The organism is Nioella sp., from assembly GCF_965215655.1.
Lineage (GTDB): Bacteria > Pseudomonadota > Alphaproteobacteria > Rhodobacterales > Rhodobacteraceae > Nioella.
This window is the reverse complement of the sequence record NZ_OZ244111.1, coordinates 428940-445159: the sequence shown is the minus strand read 5'-3', so window position 1 is coordinate 445159 and position 16220 is coordinate 428940. Positions and strand designations below refer to the sequence as shown.

Here is a 16220-nt window from a genome sequence, read left to right as displayed (position 1 = left end):
ATGACGGGCTACGCCCAAGATACGCCCGCCGGAGCCGCAAAGCCCCGGCGGGCGTTTTATGTCACCGGCGGGTTCCTGACCAATCGCCGGGTGCGCCGCATTCTGGAACTTGCAGGCCATGACCTGACGCTTGGCAAGTCGGGGGCGGATGATGACGTGTTGGTCTGGGGCCACAGCCCCTATGCGGCGCGCGGCGAGAAAGCCGCCGAAGCGACCGGCGCGCATGTGGTGCGGGTCGAGGACGCCTTCCTGCGGTCACTTCATCCCGGCCGATCCGGGGAGCCGCCGCTTGGCCTGACCATCGACCGGCGCGGCGCGTGGTTCGACAGCCACCAACCCTCCGATCTGGAGCATCTTCTGGCCACCCATCCGCTGGATGACACGGCGCTGCTCAACCGGGCGCGGGATGCCATTGCCCGGATGCGGGAAAACCATCTGACCAAATACGCCGCCGTCGATCCCACACTCGCCGCACCGCCACCCGGCTATGTGCTGGTCATCGACCAGACGAAAGGCGATGCCTCGATCCGGCTTGGCGGTGCGTCAGAGCGGACCTTCCGCGAAATGCTGGTGCTGGCGCAGGAAGAGAACCCCGGCGCGCGCATCGTCATCAAGACCCACCCCGAAACCACGGGCGGCCATCGCACCGGCCATTACGGCGACAATGACACGAACGACCGGATCAGCCTGTGCACCGATCCGCTGTCCCCCTGGGTGCTTATGGAGGGCGCGACAGCTGTTTACACCGTATCCTCTCAACTGGGGTTCGAGGCGATTCTGGCCGGTCACAAACCGCAGGTCTTCGGCCAGCCCTTCTATGCCGGCTGGGGCCTGACGGTGGATCGCAAGCCCATCGACCGCCGCAAACGCCGCCTCACCCGCGCGCAACTGGTGGCGGGGGCGCTGATCCTCTACCCGCGCTGGTACGATCCCTATCGCGACCGGCTCTGCGGGCTGGAGGACGTGCTGGCCACGCTGGAGGCCGAGGCCCGCGCCTGGCGGCAGGACCGGCGCGGCCATGTCGCCTGCGGGATGCGCGCCTGGAAACGGGGACCGCTGCAAAAGATGTTCGCCGCGTCCGGCCCCGCCCTGCGCTTTGCCGAGACGCCGGGTGGGGCCGTGCAGCACGGCCGCCCGGTGATGGTCTGGGCCGGAAAGGAAACGGACGCGCTGCGCGAAGCCTGCGACCGGGCCGCCCTGCCGCTGATCCGGGTCGAGGATGGGTTCCTCAGATCCCGCGGTCTGGGGGCGGAACTAATCCCGCCGCTCAGCCTCGTGACCGACGATCTGGGCATCTACTACGACCCCACCCGCGCCAGCCGGCTGGAGCAGCTGATCACCGAGGCGGCCAGCCTGCCCCCCGAACGGCTGCAAAGGGCCGAAAGGCTGGTGGCGGCGCTGGTGGCCACGGGGGTTGGAAAATACAACCTTGGCGGCGCAACGGCGCTGCCCGACAGCGGCGGGCGCGAGATCGTTCTGGTGCCGGGACAGGTGGAAGACGACGCCTCGATCCGGCTCGGGGCCGGTGAGGTGCGGACCAACCTCGCGCTCCTGCACGCGGCGCGGGCGCGCTACCCCGACGCCTTCCTGGTCTACAAGCCGCATCCGGACGTGGAAGCCGGGCTGCGCAGCGGGCGGATCGACGCGCAAACCCTGGCCGGTATCGCAGACCACGTGGCCGACCGCGCCGATCCCATGGCGCTGATCGCCGGGGCCGACAGGGTGATGACGATGACGTCCCTGATGGGGTTCGAGGCGCTGTTGCGGGGGGTTCCTGTCAGCGTGACGGGCGCGCCTTTCTATGCCGGGTGGGGGTTGACCGAGGATCTCGGCCCGGTGCCCGCGCGGCGTCGCGCAAGGCCCCAACTCGCGGCATTGGCCCATGCCGTGCTGATCGCCTACCCGCGCTACCATGACCCGGTGACCGGACGACCCTGCCCGGTGGAGGTGGTGGTAGAGCGGCTCGCTTCCGGCCATGTCCCAACCCCCGCGATCCGGCTCAGGGCGCTGGCAAAGCTTCAGGGCTGGTTCGCCGGCCACGCGTGGCTCTGGCGGCGCTGAAATTCTGGGCGCACGAGTTTTCTTAGAAGAAAATTCCGCCGGTGGGTATTTTTATCAAGATGAAAGAGGGCGGGTCCACTCGTGGAGGATGTCGGCACCAATCCTGCTGGTTTTCCGCAACTGAAAGCGCGGGGCTTCGGCCAGGTCCGCCAGCCCCATTGCACCGATCCCCGGCTGCCCCTCGGCGCCGATCACCATTCCGGCGGTAAAGCCGACGAGGTCGTCCACGAGGTCGGCGGACAGCAGCGACGCGGCCAGCGCACCCCCGCCTTCGCAAAAGACCGAAGTGAGTCCCTCGCGGCCAAGCGCTTCCAGCGCTGCTTTCGGGTCGATCTGCCCGCCCGGACCCGTTGCGACCGTCAATACCCGCGCCCCGAGGCCATCCCAGGCGGCGCGAAGATCGGGATCAGCGCTGTCGCCGCAGATCACCCAGACCGGCACCTCGCGCGCGCTGCGGGCCAGCATCCCGTCCAGGGGCAGGTCGAGACGGCGCGAGATCACCACGCGCACTGGCTGACGCACCGCCCCTATGCCGCGCACCGTCAGCGACGGGTCATCGGCGCGCGCGGTGCCCGCCCCCACCATCACTGCGTCATGGCGCATCCGCATGGCGTGCACCGCCCGGCGCGCGTCAGGCCCGGTGATCCACTGGCTTTCGCCCGTGGCCGTGGCAATGCGCCCGTCGAAGGAGCTGGCCAGCTTCAGGGTCAGGCGCGGGCGGCCCTTCAGAACGCGGCACAGAAACCCGCGATGTGCGCGGCGGGCCTCATTCTCCAGCACCGGGCCGGTCACCGCGACCCCCGCGTCCCGCAGCCGGTCGATGCCCGACCCGTCCGTTCGCGGATCGGGATCGCGCAGGCCCACCACCACGCGGGCGACCGAGGCACGGATCAGCGCATCGGCACAAGGCGGGGTCTGGCCCCAGTGCGCGCAGGGTTCCAGCGTGACATAGGCGGTTGCCCCCACGGCCTCATCCCCGGCCTGATCCAGCGCCTGCGGTTCCGCATGCGGACGCCCGCCCGGCGCGGTCCAGCCACGGCCCACCACACGACCATGCTTGACGATGACGCAGCCCACGGCCGGATTGGGCCAGACCTGACCCGCCCCGCGCGCCCCAAGGCTCAGCGCATGGCGCATCCAGCGGGCATCGTCCTGGGTCATGGCTCAGCCTTCGGGGCTCGGGGGCCTCAGCTCGGCCACGAAATCCTCGAAATCGTCAGCGGCTTGGAAATTCTTGTAGACGCTGGCAAAGCGCACATAGGCCACGGTGTCGATCCGTGCGAGCGCCTCCATCACGATCTCGCCGATCTGCTTCGAGGGGATGTCGGTCTCGCCCATGCTTTCCAGCCGCCGCACGATGCCGGAAATCATCTGGTCGATGCGTTCAGGGTCCACCGGGCGTTTCTGCATCGAGATGCGGATCGAGCGTTCCAGCTTGTCGCGGTCGAAATCCTCGCGCTTGCCATTGGTCTTGATCACCACGAGGTCGCGCAGCTGAACGCGCTCATAGGTGGTGAAGCGCCCGCCACAGGCCGGACAGAAGCGCCGCCGCCGGATGGCCACGTGATCCTCCGCCGGGCGTGAATCCTTCACTTGGGTATCGACATTTCCGCAAAACGGGCACCGCATGGGCCTGATCCCCTCTTCCACTCTGCTCTGCCACTGGGGTCTGATGCCCCAGTTATCCACAGGCACTATAGGTCAGCCGCGAGACCTTGGGTAGAGGGGAATTGTAACCCCCAAGATAAGGGATCAGCCGGGCAGCAGCTTGGCCACCACCTGCCGCCGGTGCGGGCGGGTCCGGTGTTCGACCACATAGACCCCCTGCCAGGTGCCAAGCTGCATCCGGCTTTCGCTGACCGGGATACTCAGCGACACGGGCATCATCGCCGCCTTGATATGGGCGGGCATGTCATCGGGGCCTTCATAGGTGTGGGTCAGGTAAGCCATCGACGGGTCGGTCGTGGGCGGCACCAGCCGGTGAAAGAACGCGGTCAGGTCGGTCTGCACCTCGGGATCGGCATTTTCCTGCACCAGCAGGGACGCCGATGTGTGCTGGATGAACAGCGTCAGCAGCCCGTCAGACACGGACAACCCCGCCAGCCATCGGTCCAGCGGGGCTGTGAATTCGTACAGGCCGGGGCCTTGGGTGGGGATCTCGAACCGGGTCAGCATGGGGGCAGACTGGTCCAAACCGGACCCGGCGTCGAGATGCGATGTCAGTCGAAACTGGAGTGGTTGCCGATCACGTCGGAGGACAGTGTGGCGTTCAGCCCGTTGGTCGGCTCCTGTGCCCCTGCACTGAGCAGACCGATCACGGACAGGGCAAGGCCGCAGACGAAAGCGGTCATGATGGTCCAGTCGACGGTCACGGCACCGGACTCGGCGGTAAGAAATTCGGCAAACATCTTGCGTTTCCTCTCGGAAGCGCCCCCAGATTGCCTGAATGCCGTCACATTGTGCCCGCATTCAGGCGCAAATGTGGCGAAATCATGGAATTGCACCCGTCCGCGCCCGCTGGACTTCCCCCCGTGCCCGCAGGATACTCCGCCCCATGAGTCTGCCCCCCGGTTTCCTGGATGAACTTCGCACCCGAATCTCCCTGACGCAGGTCGTGGGGCGCAAGGTCACGTGGGATCAGCGCAAGTCGAACCAGGGCAAGGGCGACATGTGGGCGCCGTGCCCGTTCCACCAGGAAAAGACCGCCAGCTTCCACGTCGATGACCGCAAGGGGTTCTATTACTGCTTCGGCTGCCACGAGAAGGGCGATGCGCTGAGCTTCGTGCAAGCCACCGAAAATGTCGGCTTCATGGAGGCGGTGGAGATCCTCGCCCGCGAAGCCGGGATGACCATGCCCGCCCGCGACCCTCGCGCGCAGGAAAAGGCCGACCGCCGCACGCAGCTGGCCGAGGTGACCGAGGCCGCCGTGGCGTGGTACCGGCTGCAATTGCGGGCGTCAGCGGGGGCGCAAGCGCGGGCCTATATTGACCGGCGGGGGCTGGATCAGACGGCTGAGGACCGGTTCGAACTGGGCTATGCGCCGGGATCGCGGCAGGGGGCGTTTCAGGCCCTGAAGGAAAAGGGCCACGACCCCGATCTGATCATCGCCGCCGGGATCGCCACGAAACCCGATGATGGCGGCGCGCCTTATGATGCCTTCCGCGACCGCATCATGTTCCCCATCCGCGACCCGCGCGGGCGGTGTATCGGCTTTGGCGGCAGGGCGATGGACCCGAACGCACGGGCGAAATACCTGAACTCCCGCGAAACGGAGCTCTTCGACAAGGGCCGCGCGCTCTACAACCACGGCCCGGCGAGAGAGGCGGCGGGCAAAGGCCAGCCCTTGATCGTGGCCGAAGGTTACATGGACGTGATCGCGCTTGACCGGGCGGGGTTCGGGGCCGCCGTCGCGCCCCTTGGCACCGCGATCACGGAACCCCAGCTGGCCCTGTTATGGCGTATCTCTGATGAACCCATTGTGGCGCTCGATGGCGACCGGGCCGGGTTGCAAGCCGCAATGCGCCTGATCGACCTTGCCCTCCCGCTGCTGGAGGCGGGCAAATCCCTGCGTTTCGTGCTGCTGCCGCAGGGCAAGGACCCCGACGACCTGATCAAGGAAAAGGGCGCAGGCGCCATGCAGGAGCTGCTGGATCGTGCCGAGCCAATGGTCAAACTGCTGTGGCAGCGTGAAACGGAAGGCAAGGTCTTCGACAGCCCCGAACGCCGCGCCGCGCTGGACAAATCGCTGCGCCAGGCCATCGGCCAGATCAAGGACCCGTCCCTGCGCCACCATTACGGGCAGGTGTTGAAGGACATGCGGTTCGAGCTGTTCCGCGCACCCCGACCGGCCCGTGGGACATGGCAGCCGGGCCGGTTCCCGAACAAGGGCGTTGCCACACCGATGGCCGAGACCCGACTGACGCCACTGGCCGCCGGGGCGATGAGTGATCTCGACATGCGCGCGGCGCTGATCCTTGCCACGCTCTGCCTGACGCCGTCCCTGATCGACGAGTTCGAACATGCGCTCGACCGGCTGGACCCCACGGACCCCGACCAGGCGCGGCTGACCGGGTTTCTTCTGGGCACACCGGAACGCGACCCCGACAGCCTGCGCGCGGCGCTCGACCAGGCAAATTTGTCTGCAGCCCTTGAAAAACTGCTGTCTCTGGGCCACGTGCGTATCGCACCCTGTGTGCGCGCGCCCGGCGATACGGAAAAAGCGGCCCTCTGTCTGGCCGAGGAATTTGCAAAGCTCGCGGCGCGGCGCGGCATACAGAACGAAATGGCCGAGGCGCTGGAGGACCTCGACGGGGGCGACGAATCACGGCTTGGCTGGCGTTTGAACAGCGCGCTTCACGCCCGCCAGCAGGCGGATGCGCCGAAAACCAGTAACAGCTCGGCATCGCCGGAAGATGAAAGCGCCCTGTCCAAACGCTTGCGGGACTTGATAGAAACCCGCCCTTGGGAGAAGAAAACCCGCTAGCGCGGGTGTGCGAATCAGTGATTCGCGCTTAGAACAGCATTTGACGCATGGGGCGAATCACCTCGCCCGCGAAGGGGATACCGTATGGCAAAAGATACCGACGATCGTAAATCCGACGGTGAAGAGGCCGATGTCAGCCTCGATATGAGCCAGGCCGCCGTCAAGAAGATGATCGCCGAGGCCCGGACGCGGGGCTACATCACCTACGATCAGCTGAACACGGTCCTGCCGCCCGAGCAGGTCAGTTCCGAGCAGATCGAGGACGTGATGTCGATGCTGTCCGAGATGGGCATCAACGTGATCGAAGATGACGAGGTCGAAGAAGAGACCGAGGCACAGGGCTCGACCGCCGTTGTCGAAACCTCGTCGTCGCGTGACGTGGCCGTGTCCACCGCCGAAACCGAGAAGCTTGACCGGACCGACGACCCCGTCCGCATGTATTTGCGCGAGATGGGCAGTGTCGAACTGCTGTCCCGCGAAGGCGAGATCGCCATCGCCAAGCGCATCGAGGCCGGCCGCAATACCATGATTGCCGGGCTCTGCGAAAGCCCTCTGACCTTCCAGGCGATCACCATCTGGCGCGACGAACTTCTTGACGAAGAAATCCTGTTGCGCGACGTGATCGACCTCGACGCCACCTTCGGCAGCTCGATGGAAGGCGAGGACGCGGATGAAGCCCCCGTCGCTCAGGGCCTGTCCACCGACGCCGCCTCGGAGGAGAAGAAGGAAAAGCAGCAGGAATTCGACGCCGACGGCAACCCGATTTCCTCCGATGATGACGACGAGGAAGACGAACAGGCCAACATGAGCCTCGCGGCCATGGAAGCGGCGCTGAAGCCCCGCGTTCTGGAGGCGCTGGACCGGATCGCCGCCGACTACGAACAGCTTTCGGCGATGCAGGATCTGCGGATCTCGGCCACGCTGAACGAGGATTCCAGCTTCTCCGCCAACGAGGAATCCGTCTATCAGAAACTGCGGTCCGAGATCGTCGAACTGGTGAACGAACTGCACCTGCACAACAACCGGATCGAGGCGTTGATCGACCAGCTTTACGGCATCAACCGCCGGGTGATGTCGATCGACAGCGGCATGGTGAAACTGGCCGACCAGGCCCGCATCAACCGCCGCGAATTCATCGAGAGCTACCGCGGTTACGAACTGGACCCCACTTGGGTCGACCGTATGGCCGAAAAGCCCGGCCGCGCATGGCAGGCGCTGATGGAACGCTCCCGCGACAAGGTGGAAGAACTGCGCGCCGACATGGCGCAGGTCGGCACCTATGTGGGCCTCGACATCTCCGAATTCCGCCGCATCGTCCAGCAGGTCCAGAAGGGTGAAAAAGAGGCCCGTCAGGCCAAGAAGGAAATGGTCGAGGCCAACCTGCGCCTCGTGATCTCCATCGCCAAGAAATACACCAACCGGGGCCTGCAATTCCTCGACCTCATTCAGGAAGGCAATATCGGCCTGATGAAGGCGGTCGATAAATTCGAATACCGCCGCGGCTACAAGTTTTCGACCTATGCGACCTGGTGGATCCGGCAGGCGATCACCCGCTCCATCGCCGACCAGGCCCGCACCATCCGCATCCCGGTCCATATGATCGAGACGATCAACAAGCTGGTGCGCACCGGCCGACAGATGCTGCACGAGATCGGCCGCGAGCCGACGCCGGAAGAACTGGCCGAGAAGCTGCAAATGCCGCTGGAAAAGGTCCGCAAGGTGATGAAGATCGCCAAGGAACCGATTTCGCTGGAGACGCCGATTGGCGACGAGGAAGACAGCCAGCTTGGCGATTTCATCGAGGACAAGAACGCCGTTCTGCCGCTGGATTCCGCCATTCAGGAAAACCTGAAGGAAACCACGACCCGCGTGCTCTCGTCGCTCACGCCCCGCGAGGAACGCGTCCTGCGCATGCGCTTCGGCATCGGCATGAACACCGACCACACGCTGGAGGAAGTGGGCCAGCAGTTCAGCGTCACCCGCGAACGCATCCGCCAGATTGAGGCGAAGGCGTTGAGGAAGCTGAAACATCCCTCGCGGAGCAGAAAGCTGCGCAGTTTCCTGGATCAGTGAGAGTCGAACAGCCGGAGGGTTCGCGGGGGAGCCTCAAGTGGATACAACGGGCCGTTGAGACACGGCCCGAACTGTTAGCACATCCCGACCTTGGTCCGATCAACTGGGTATCGCCGCTAAAGAACGATGCCTTCGCAGAGTATCGCGACGGCGCGTTTCTACGGCGTCTCAATCTCTCGTGGCTGGAGAATGAATTGGCCGAATTCTGGCCCCGTCGCGGCCCTCAGTGGGATGCGTTGGGGCTGGCCGGAGACAAGATCGTCCTTGTCGAGGCCAAGGCTCGTGTTCCCGAGTTCGTTTCCCCAGCCTGTCAGGCCTCGGAGTCCTCGCTGCTGAAGATCAGGACGTCGTTTGATCGCGTGAAAGACGCTCTCGGCGTCGAGTCGCAATTCGATTGGACGCAAAGGTACTATCAGTACGCAAACCGCATCGCGCATCTGTGGTGGCTGCGTCAATCTGGCGTCGATGCCCATTTGCTCTTCGTCGATTTCCTCAATGTGAAAGAGGTAGCGGGGCCCTCAGACATCGAAACTTGGCAATGTGCATACACCGCAGCGGACCTGAAGTTGGGGCTACGTGGAAATCATCCTCTCTCTGCCTTCATGCATCATATCTACCCCGACGTGACGCTGCTTGAGCAAGCATAGCTCAGGCAAGGCTTTCCAGTGCCTCCAAAGCGCCATCGCAACGCGCGCGAAGGCGATTCAAACCTCGGCTTCTGCCACTTTGTCCCCCATCAAGTAGGGTGGGCAATTCTGCACACCATCCCAAGCGGCTTCGCCTTCGCCGCGCAGGGCATTCCCCCCATAGACATCCCCTGCCCTGCCTGTTTCACTCCGCCCGACCCACCCAGGAAGCCACCCATGTCCGCCCTCAAACGCCGCCTCGACGCGATCCCCGTGATCTACCTGATCCTTGCCTGCCTCACCCTCGGCCTCGCCCCCTTCACGCCCGAACCGCATATCTGGGAAAAGCTCAGGATGCTGGCGGGCGGCACCCTGACCCGCCCCATCGACATCTTCGACCTTGCCCTGCACGGCCTGCCCTGGCTGCTGCTGGTCCTCAGGCTGATCCCAACGCAGCCGGCACGCGGCTGAACCCGCCCCATGGACATCGCCGCCTGCCTTTGCTTCACTCCGCCCCGAACAGGTCAGGAGCATGCGCATGTCCCTTTTCAAGAAACTCTTCGGCGGGTCCGAAACCCCCAAGGGCCCCGAGCCCACCCTCTATAACGGCTACACCATCTTCCCCGAGCCGATGAAGGAACCCGACGGTTACCGCATCGCCGCCCGGATCGAGAAGGAGATCGGCGGAGAGATGAAGTCCCACCACCTGATCCGCGCCGACATGCTGCACGGGGCCGATCAGGCCGCAGAAGCCTCGATCGAGAAAGCCAAGTCCATGATCGACCAGATGGGCGACAAGATTTTCTGATCGGACGAGGGACCCGCAATGCAGCTGCCCGCGCCCCTCTCTGACCTGATCGGTCCCGCCCCCGTGGTGGTGTTCGACGGGGAATGCGTGCTCTGTGCCCACAGTTTCCGGTTTCTGCTGAAACATGACCGTGAGAGGCGCCTGCGCTTCGTCACCGCGCAATCGCCGCTTGGGCAGCAGATTTACGCCGCGCTTGGCCTGTCCACCGAAAACTATGAGACCACGCTGGTTCTCGTCGCGGGCGAATGCCATGCCAAGACCCGCGCGGTTGCAGCCGCCCTGCGGGTGATCGGCGGGGGGTGGCGGTGGCTGTCCTGCATCGGCTGGCTGCCCGGCTGGCTGGCCGACCCGGCCTATTCCCTGATCGCACGCAACCGCTATCGCTGGTTCGGACGCCATGACACCTGCATGATCCCCGACGCCGATTTGCGGGCCCGCTTCCTGCCCGGCGGATGGGGCTGATGGACCCGGTTGCGCGGGTGTCCCGCGTTACCGGATTGACCCTGCCCCCCGCCGTGGCTGCCCTGCATGACGTGCGGGGCGAGGCCAGTTTTTCGGGTCGGTGTGGGGTTACGCGGGGTGCGTCCCCTGTCGCTCGTCTGGCGCTATGGCTTGGGGGGTTTCCGCAGGCCGCCCCCGATCTGCCGGTCACCTTGCTGATCCAGCCGGGCCCGGATGGCGACTGCATCTGGCGGCGCGACTTCGGCGGCCATGTCACGCAATCCCGCTTGAGCGTCTCAGGCGATGGCCGCGCGGTCATCGAACGCTTTGGCCCGGTGCGCCTGCGCATGTCCTTGTGGATGCAGGACGGGCGGCTGCACTACGGCATCGACCGGATGCATGTTCTGGGCCTGCCCATGCCCCGCTGGCTGACCCCGCGCAGCGAGACGAGCGAAGGTCAGACAGAGGCGGGCGATTTCGGCTTTGACGTATCGGCGTCGCTGCCCCTGGTCGGGCTGCTCATCCGCTATCGCGGGCAGCTGCGACCGGACTGAAACCGGCTTTTTGTCTGCACGAGGGGTGTACGGGGGGTGTACAGGGGGTGTACGCATGGCACCCCCCCTGTTTTCGGGGGTCAGGCCAGCGCGGCGCGGGCAGCGACGGCCTTCATGGCGATCTCGACTTCATGCACCGCCGTGCGCGCCATGGAGCGGAAGATCATGATCTCGAACGCATCCGCCGCGACCTTCAGAAAGACCGCGTTCATGTGGCCCAACTGGCTGCGCGCGGCATGGCCTTTCTTGAACACGCCGGGGTTCAGATCAAGCGGCGTCAGGCGTGCGAGCACATCCTCAACCCCTTGACCTTGCAGCTTAAAAGTAACCCAGGCATCGCTTTGATCGGTCAGGGCTGCGTGTTGCGCCAGCGATGGATCGACCACAGGGCCGATCACCATCGCCTGCCCTGCCCCGGTCCAGACCACCCGCGCACCCTCGCGGCCCGTAGACCGGTTGGGGGCTGGCATCCCGGCCCCGATCAGCGCCGTCAGCGCCTCGGATGCCGCGCTTTCCTGACCGGCATAGGGCGCCACCGATGTTACCTGCTCCGGCACGATCTCCGTCAGGCTCAACCCGTTGATTTCCAATGGAACAATCCCGTCCACAGGCGATTTCGAAACAAGCTTAACCACGCAGTTTCTCCCCTTCCGGATCGAGGAAGACGGGGCTGCACACCTCAACCGTCGTTTCCACCTTGCGCACATGATCGACCATCTTCACCACCTCACCCATCCGGTTCGGCCCGTCCTTCAGGAAGCCAAGCCCGATGAAATGGCCAAGCGACGGTGAAAACCCGACAGAGGTCGTGTAACCCTCCACATTCACCCGCGTCGCATCGGCCCCGGCAGAGAACAATCGCGCGCCGGCAGTCAGTTGCTTCACCGCGCCCACGGGCTTCAGCCCCACAAGCTGCGGGCGGTCGGTTTCCTTCAGCCCTTCGCGCAGAGTCGCGGGTTTGCCAACGCACATCTTCTTGGCCGACACCATCCGGTCCATACCGATATCGAAGGGTACTACGCGCCCGTCGATCTCGGAATGGGTGATGAAGCCCTTCTCGATCCGCATGACATTGAGCGCTTCCATCCCGTAGGCCCCGCCGCCAAGCGTCTCGGCCTGCGTCACCAACTGCCGGTAGAGAGCCTCGCCATAGCGCGACGGAACCGCGATTTCATAGGCGTGTTCACCCGAGAAGGAGATGCGGAAGAGCCGCCCCTTCACGCCCATCACGCTGACCTCGCCGCAGCCCATATAGGGGAAGCTGTCATTGTCGATCGGCGCATCGAGCAAGCCGTTCAGCAGATCGCGCGATTTGGGGCCAACAACGCTGAACTGCGCCCATTGTTCGGTGACCGAGATGAAGCGGACATTCAGGTCGGGCCGGTGGCATTGTTGAACGAAATCAAGGTGTTTCATCACCTCGCCCGCCGCCGCCGTGGTGGTGGTCATGACGTAGTGGCTGTCCCCCAAACGCGCGGTGGTGCCGTCATCCATCACATGCCCGTCTTCGCGCAGCATGAGGCCATAGCGCACGCGGCCCACCTTCAGGGTGGAGAACATGTTGGTGTAGACGAAGTCCAGAAACGCGCCCGCATCGGGGCCCTGGATGTCGATCTTGCCAAGGGTGGAGACGTCGGCCACGCCCACGGCATTGCGGGTCATCGTGACTTCGCGGTCGCAGGATTGCCGCCAAGTGGTTTCGCCCGGACGCGGGAAATAGCTGGGTCTATACCACAGCCCTGCCGTGATCATCGGCGCACCGCGTTCGATGCTGGCGTCATGGCTGGTAGTGAAGCGTTCGGGCGCGAAACCCTTGCCCTGCGCCCCGGCCCCAAGCGCCGAGATCGACACAGGCACGAAGGGCGGGCGGTAGGTGGTCGTCCCGGTTTCCGGGATCGCCCGGCCCGTCGCGTCCGCCAGAATGGCCAGCGCCCCGATATTGGAGTTCTTGCCCTGATCCGGCGCCATGCCCTGCGTGGTATAGCGCTTCATGTGCTCGACAGAGGTAAACGCCTCCTGCGCCGCCAGCTTGATGTCCTTGGAGGTCACGTCATTGGCGAAGTCGAGCCAGGCCCGGCCTTTGCCGCTGACCAGCCAGAGCGGCTTGGACCCACCCGCCGCGTCGCTCGCCTGCGGAATGTCGACCTCGGGCAGCTTGCCGCCGAGCGCAGACAGCGCCCGTTTCGCGGCCTCCACGCCCTCGGCCAGACAGCCCGCCGTTGAATAGGTACCCTTGCAGGCCCCTGCCGGGATCAGGCCCGGAACGGCGTCATCGGCAGGCACGAAGCCCGCGATGTCCTCGTTCCAGACCGGACGGCTGTTCATGTGGCAGGTCATGTGCAGCGTCGGGTTCCAGCCGCCCGACATGGCAAGGCAGTCGGTGGCGATCTTCTTTTCGGACCCATTGTGGCGGATGGTGATTTCCGACAGCGCCTTGCGGCCCTTGGTGGTGATCACTTCGGCCCCGGCAAAAAGCGGATAGTCGCCCTGCGCCTTGGCGTCCGAGCGGGCATCGACCACACCTGCGATCTCCACCCCGTTGGCCATCAGGTCGAGCGCGGTGCGGTGCGCGTCGTCATTGGTGGCAAACACCGTCACCTTGCGCCCTGCCGCCACGCCGTAGCGGTGCAGGTAGCTGCGCACGGCGCTGGCCATCATGATGCCGGGGCGGTCGTTCATCGGGAAGGCAAGCGGCCGTTCCAACGCGCCCGCTGCCAGAACCGCCTGACGCGCATTGATCCGCCAGAAGCATTCCTTGGGCAGCTCTGCAGGGCCATTTACATGCAGACCCACCCGTTCCAGCGCGCCATAGGTGCCCTGATCATAGGCCCCCGTCACCGTGGTCCGGGGCATGAGCCGAACTCGGCCCGTGTCGCGCAGTGCGTCGAGCATCGTGGCCACCCAGTCCGCCCCCGGCTGGCCGTCAATCTCCTCGTCCTCGGACAGAAGCCGCCCGCCGAACTCCGCACTCTCTTCGCAAAGGATCACGTCCGCCCCGCCAAGCGCCGCCGTCAGCGCCGCCATCAGGCCGGAAGGGCCGGAGCCGATCACGAGTATATCACAATGGGCGAAGGCCTTCTCGTAGTGGTCGGGGTTGTGCTTGCCCGAGAGCGAGCCAAGCCCCGCCGCCCTACGAATCACAGGCTCATAGAGCTTTTCCCAGAAGGCACGCGGCCACATGAAGGTTTTGTAGTAGAAGCCTGCGCTCAGGAAACTCGGGAAGAGGTCATTCACCGACAACAGATCATAGGCGAGCGGCCCCATGCGGTTCTGGCTGTGGGCATCGAGCCCGTCATAGATTTCCTGCACCGTAGCGCGCACGTTCGGCACTTGCGCTGCGCCGCGCCCGATTTCCACCATGGCATTGGGTTCTTCCGAACCTGCCGTCAGCACCCCGCGCGGGCGGTGGTATTTGAAGGACCGGCCCATCAGTTTGACACCGGACGCCATCAGCGCCGAGGCCAGCGTATCGCCCTTGAACCCGGTATATCCCTGCCCGTCGAAGCTGAATTTCACCGGGGTCGACACATCAACCCGGCCTTTGCCCTCGATCCTCATCATGCGGTCCCCCGCTTCACATCCGCGGCAAGCTCCACGCGCAGGATGTCGTGGGTGACGGTGTCGCGTTCCACGCGCAGCCAACTGGTGCAACCCGCGCCGTGATACCACATTTCGCGCGTGATCCCGGCCGGGTTGTCGCGCAGATGCAGGTAGTTGTCCCAGGCGGGGCTCCAGCCCTCGTCGTCTGGCCGGTTCATATAGGTCTCGTGTCCCATGGGTGTGAATTCCCGGCTGTCCCGGTCCCCACAGAGAGGGCATTTGATACGCATCTTCTGTCTCCCTCAGTGCAGGTTGTGCTGGCTGCCCTTGGCTTCTTCATCCATCACCCGACCGGCGTTGAACCGGTCCAGACGGTGACGCGCGGCGGCCTCGTGCGGGCGGTCGGTGGCGATCAGGTGGGCATAGCAATGGCCCGAGGCCGGGGTTGCCTTGAAGCCGCCATAGCACCAGCCCGCATTGACGTAGAGCCCGTCGATATGGGTCTTGTCGATGATGGGTGAGCCGTCCGAGGACATGTCCATGATCCCGCCCCAAGAACGCAGCATCTTGGCCTTGCCGATCATCGGCATCAGGGTCATGCCCGCCTCCATCACATGCTCCATCATCGGCAGGTTCCCGCGAGAGGCGTAGGAGGCGTAGAAGTCGATATCGCCGCCGAAGACCAACCCGCCCTTGTCGGACTGGCTGATGTAGAAATGGCCCATGCCGTAGGTGATCACGTTGTCGATCACGGGCTTCAGCCCCTCGGTCACGAAGGCCTGCAGCACGGTGCTTTCTATCGGCAGCCGCATCCCCGCCATCGCCGCAACCTGGCCGGACCGGCCCGCCGCGCACATGGCGACCTTCTTGGCGCGGATCGCGCCGCGGCTGGTCTGGACGCCCGTGACCTTGCCGTTTTCAACGTCGATGCCGGTCACTTCGCATCTCTGGATCAAGTCGACGCCACGCTGGTCCGCGCCGCGCGCATAGCCCCAGGCTACCGCATCGTGCCGGGCAGTGCCGCCACGTGGGTGATAGAGGCCGCCGAAAATGGGAAAGCGGGTCTGGTCGTAGTCGAGGAAGGGCATCAGCTTGCGGCAGCCGTCGCGGTCCAGAAGGATCGCGTCGTCGCCTTGGGCCATCATCATGTTGCCGCGCCGGGCGTAGGCATCGCGCTGGCCGTCGGAATGGAACAAGTTCACGATCCCGCGCTGGCTGTGCATGACGTTGTAGTTCAGATCCTGCTCCAGCCCCTCCCACAGCTTCAGCGAATGGGAATAGAACTGCGAGTTGCCTTCCAGCCCGTAATTGGCGCGCACGATAGTGGTGTTGCGGCCTACGTTGCCGCCGCCGAGATAGCCCTTCTCCAGCACGGCGATATTGGTCAGCCCGTGTTCCTTGGCGAGGTAATAGGCCGTGGCGAGCCCATGCCCCCCGCCGCCGATGATCACCACATCGTATTCCGCCTTGGGCGCCGGATCGCGCCAGGCCGGTTTCCAGCCCCGGTTGCCCGACAGACCCTGCTTGATGACCTGCCAACCCGAATAGCGCATGACCTCTCCTTGCCCGGTCGGTGGTATAGACGGGGAGAGTGTAGTCAGACGGATTGCGAAAGGAAACTCAAGCTCACGACA

Annotated in this window: 16 protein-coding genes; 8 read left to right on the top strand and 8 right to left on the bottom strand. The window is 64.9% G+C overall.

All coding sequences use genetic code 11. The features are described 5' to 3' along the window. On the top strand, nt 1-2061 hold the full coding sequence (locus ACOOEX_RS02240) for a capsular polysaccharide biosynthesis protein (RefSeq protein WP_420396935.1): 2061 nt from the start codon (nt 1-3) through the stop codon (nt 2059-2061). A gap of 54 nt (nt 2062-2115) precedes the next feature. On the opposite strand, the gene ribD is transcribed toward ACOOEX_RS02240, so the two are convergent. The 4 genes from ribD to ACOOEX_RS02220 form a co-directional block, all read right to left on the bottom strand. Beyond that, entirely contained in the window at nt 2116-3222 is a 1107-nt protein-coding gene (ribD, locus tag ACOOEX_RS02235; RefSeq protein ID WP_420396934.1) for a bifunctional diaminohydroxyphosphoribosylaminopyrimidine deaminase/5-amino-6-(5-phosphoribosylamino)uracil reductase RibD, read from the bottom strand. A 3-nt stretch (nt 3223-3225) separates the two neighbouring features. After that, a complete protein-coding gene (nrdR, locus tag ACOOEX_RS02230) occupies nt 3226-3690 on the bottom strand; it encodes a transcriptional regulator NrdR (protein WP_071690998.1) in 465 nt (154 codons plus the stop codon). Between the two features lie 123 nt (nt 3691-3813). Next, nucleotides 3814-4236, bottom strand: coding sequence for a secondary thiamine-phosphate synthase enzyme YjbQ (locus ACOOEX_RS02225; protein ID WP_420396933.1), 423 nt, complete (start codon nt 4234-4236; stop codon nt 3814-3816). A 44-nt stretch (nt 4237-4280) separates the two neighbouring features. Next, a complete protein-coding gene (locus tag ACOOEX_RS02220; RefSeq protein ID WP_071690996.1) occupies nt 4281-4469 on the bottom strand; it encodes a hypothetical protein in 189 nt (62 codons plus the stop codon). Nucleotides 4470-4615: 146 nt separating this feature from the next. Here ACOOEX_RS02220 and dnaG point away from each other — a divergent pair, with 146 nt between their 5' ends. The 7 genes from dnaG (at nt 4616) to ACOOEX_RS02185 (ending at nt 11046) form a co-directional block, all read left to right on the top strand. After that, nucleotides 4616-6544: a DNA primase gene (gene dnaG, locus ACOOEX_RS02215; protein WP_420396932.1), complete on the top strand. Its 1929-nt coding sequence runs from the start codon at nt 4616-4618 to the stop codon at nt 6542-6544. Nucleotides 6545-6628: 84 nt separating this feature from the next. Then, on the top strand, nt 6629-8617 hold the full coding sequence (gene rpoD, locus ACOOEX_RS02210) for an RNA polymerase sigma factor RpoD (protein ID WP_420396931.1): 1989 nt from the start codon (nt 6629-6631) through the stop codon (nt 8615-8617). 194 nt (nt 8618-8811) lie between these two features. Then, complete coding sequence (locus tag ACOOEX_RS02205; protein WP_420396930.1) at nt 8812-9264, top strand: hypothetical protein; 453 nt, start codon at nt 8812-8814, stop codon at nt 9262-9264. 216 nt (nt 9265-9480) lie between these two features. After that, a complete protein-coding gene (locus ACOOEX_RS02200; RefSeq protein WP_420396929.1) occupies nt 9481-9714 on the top strand; it encodes an RND transporter in 234 nt (77 codons plus the stop codon). Nucleotides 9715-9781: 67 nt separating this feature from the next. Further along, on the top strand, nt 9782-10051 hold the full coding sequence (locus ACOOEX_RS02195) for an HlyU family transcriptional regulator (RefSeq protein WP_420396928.1): 270 nt from the start codon (nt 9782-9784) through the stop codon (nt 10049-10051). 18 nt (nt 10052-10069) lie between these two features. Then, nucleotides 10070-10513, top strand: a complete 444-nt coding sequence (locus tag ACOOEX_RS02190; protein ID WP_420396927.1) for a thiol-disulfide oxidoreductase DCC family protein — start codon at nt 10070-10072, stop codon at nt 10511-10513. Then, nucleotides 10513-11046, top strand: a complete 534-nt coding sequence (locus ACOOEX_RS02185) for a DUF4166 domain-containing protein (protein ID WP_420396926.1) — start codon at nt 10513-10515, stop codon at nt 11044-11046. Before ACOOEX_RS02190 ends, ACOOEX_RS02185 begins: the two co-directional genes overlap by 1 nt. A gap of 80 nt (nt 11047-11126) precedes the next feature. Here the strand turns inward: ACOOEX_RS02185 and ACOOEX_RS02180 are convergent, their stop codons facing one another. The 4 genes from ACOOEX_RS02180 to ACOOEX_RS02165 are packed head-to-tail and all read right to left on the bottom strand — an operon-like array spanning nt 11127 to nt 16139. After that, complete coding sequence (locus ACOOEX_RS02180) at nt 11127-11681, bottom strand: sarcosine oxidase subunit gamma (RefSeq protein WP_420396925.1); 555 nt, start codon at nt 11679-11681, stop codon at nt 11127-11129. Continuing rightward, a complete protein-coding gene (locus ACOOEX_RS02175; RefSeq protein ID WP_420398309.1) occupies nt 11674-14604 on the bottom strand; it encodes a sarcosine oxidase subunit alpha family protein in 2931 nt (976 codons plus the stop codon). Before ACOOEX_RS02175 ends, ACOOEX_RS02180 begins: the two co-directional genes overlap by 8 nt. Next, entirely contained in the window at nt 14604-14876 is a 273-nt protein-coding gene (locus ACOOEX_RS02170; protein WP_420396924.1) for a sarcosine oxidase subunit delta, read from the bottom strand. Before ACOOEX_RS02170 ends, ACOOEX_RS02175 begins: the two co-directional genes overlap by 1 nt. A 12-nt stretch (nt 14877-14888) precedes the next feature. After that, nucleotides 14889-16139 (bottom strand): sarcosine oxidase subunit beta family protein, encoded by a 1251-nt coding sequence (locus tag ACOOEX_RS02165; RefSeq protein WP_420396923.1) that lies wholly within the window; start codon nt 16137-16139, stop codon nt 14889-14891. Between the last annotated feature and the right edge of the window lie 81 nt (nt 16140-16220).

What these genes read in the sequence shown, in the direction of transcription:
- ACOOEX_RS02240 (WP_420396935.1), top strand. Translation starts at nt 1, where the DNA reads ATGACGGGCTACGCCCAAGATACGCCCGCCGGAGCCGCAAAGCCCCGG.
- ribD (WP_420396934.1), bottom strand. Translation starts at nt 3,222, where the DNA reads ATGACCCAGGACGATGCCCGCTGGATGCGCCATGCGCTGAGCCTTGGG.
- nrdR (WP_071690998.1), bottom strand. Translation starts at nt 3,690, where the DNA reads ATGCGGTGCCCGTTTTGCGGAAATGTCGATACCCAAGTGAAGGATTCA.
- ACOOEX_RS02225 (WP_420396933.1), bottom strand. Translation starts at nt 4,236, where the DNA reads ATGCTGACCCGGTTCGAGATCCCCACCCAAGGCCCCGGCCTGTACGAA.
- ACOOEX_RS02220 (WP_071690996.1), bottom strand. Translation starts at nt 4,469, where the DNA reads ATGTTTGCCGAATTTCTTACCGCCGAGTCCGGTGCCGTGACCGTCGAC.
- dnaG (WP_420396932.1), top strand. Translation starts at nt 4,616, where the DNA reads ATGAGTCTGCCCCCCGGTTTCCTGGATGAACTTCGCACCCGAATCTCC.
- rpoD (WP_420396931.1), top strand. Translation starts at nt 6,629, where the DNA reads ATGGCAAAAGATACCGACGATCGTAAATCCGACGGTGAAGAGGCCGAT.
- ACOOEX_RS02200 (WP_420396929.1), top strand. Translation starts at nt 9,481, where the DNA reads ATGTCCGCCCTCAAACGCCGCCTCGACGCGATCCCCGTGATCTACCTG.
- ACOOEX_RS02195 (WP_420396928.1), top strand. Translation starts at nt 9,782, where the DNA reads ATGTCCCTTTTCAAGAAACTCTTCGGCGGGTCCGAAACCCCCAAGGGC.
- ACOOEX_RS02190 (WP_420396927.1), top strand. Translation starts at nt 10,070, where the DNA reads ATGCAGCTGCCCGCGCCCCTCTCTGACCTGATCGGTCCCGCCCCCGTG.
- ACOOEX_RS02185 (WP_420396926.1), top strand. Translation starts at nt 10,513, where the DNA reads ATGGACCCGGTTGCGCGGGTGTCCCGCGTTACCGGATTGACCCTGCCC.
- ACOOEX_RS02175 (WP_420398309.1), bottom strand. Translation starts at nt 14,604, where the DNA reads ATGAGGATCGAGGGCAAAGGCCGGGTTGATGTGTCGACCCCGGTGAAA.
- ACOOEX_RS02170 (WP_420396924.1), bottom strand. Translation starts at nt 14,876, where the DNA reads ATGCGTATCAAATGCCCTCTCTGTGGGGACCGGGACAGCCGGGAATTC.
- ACOOEX_RS02165 (WP_420396923.1), bottom strand. Translation starts at nt 16,139, where the DNA reads ATGCGCTATTCGGGTTGGCAGGTCATCAAGCAGGGTCTGTCGGGCAAC.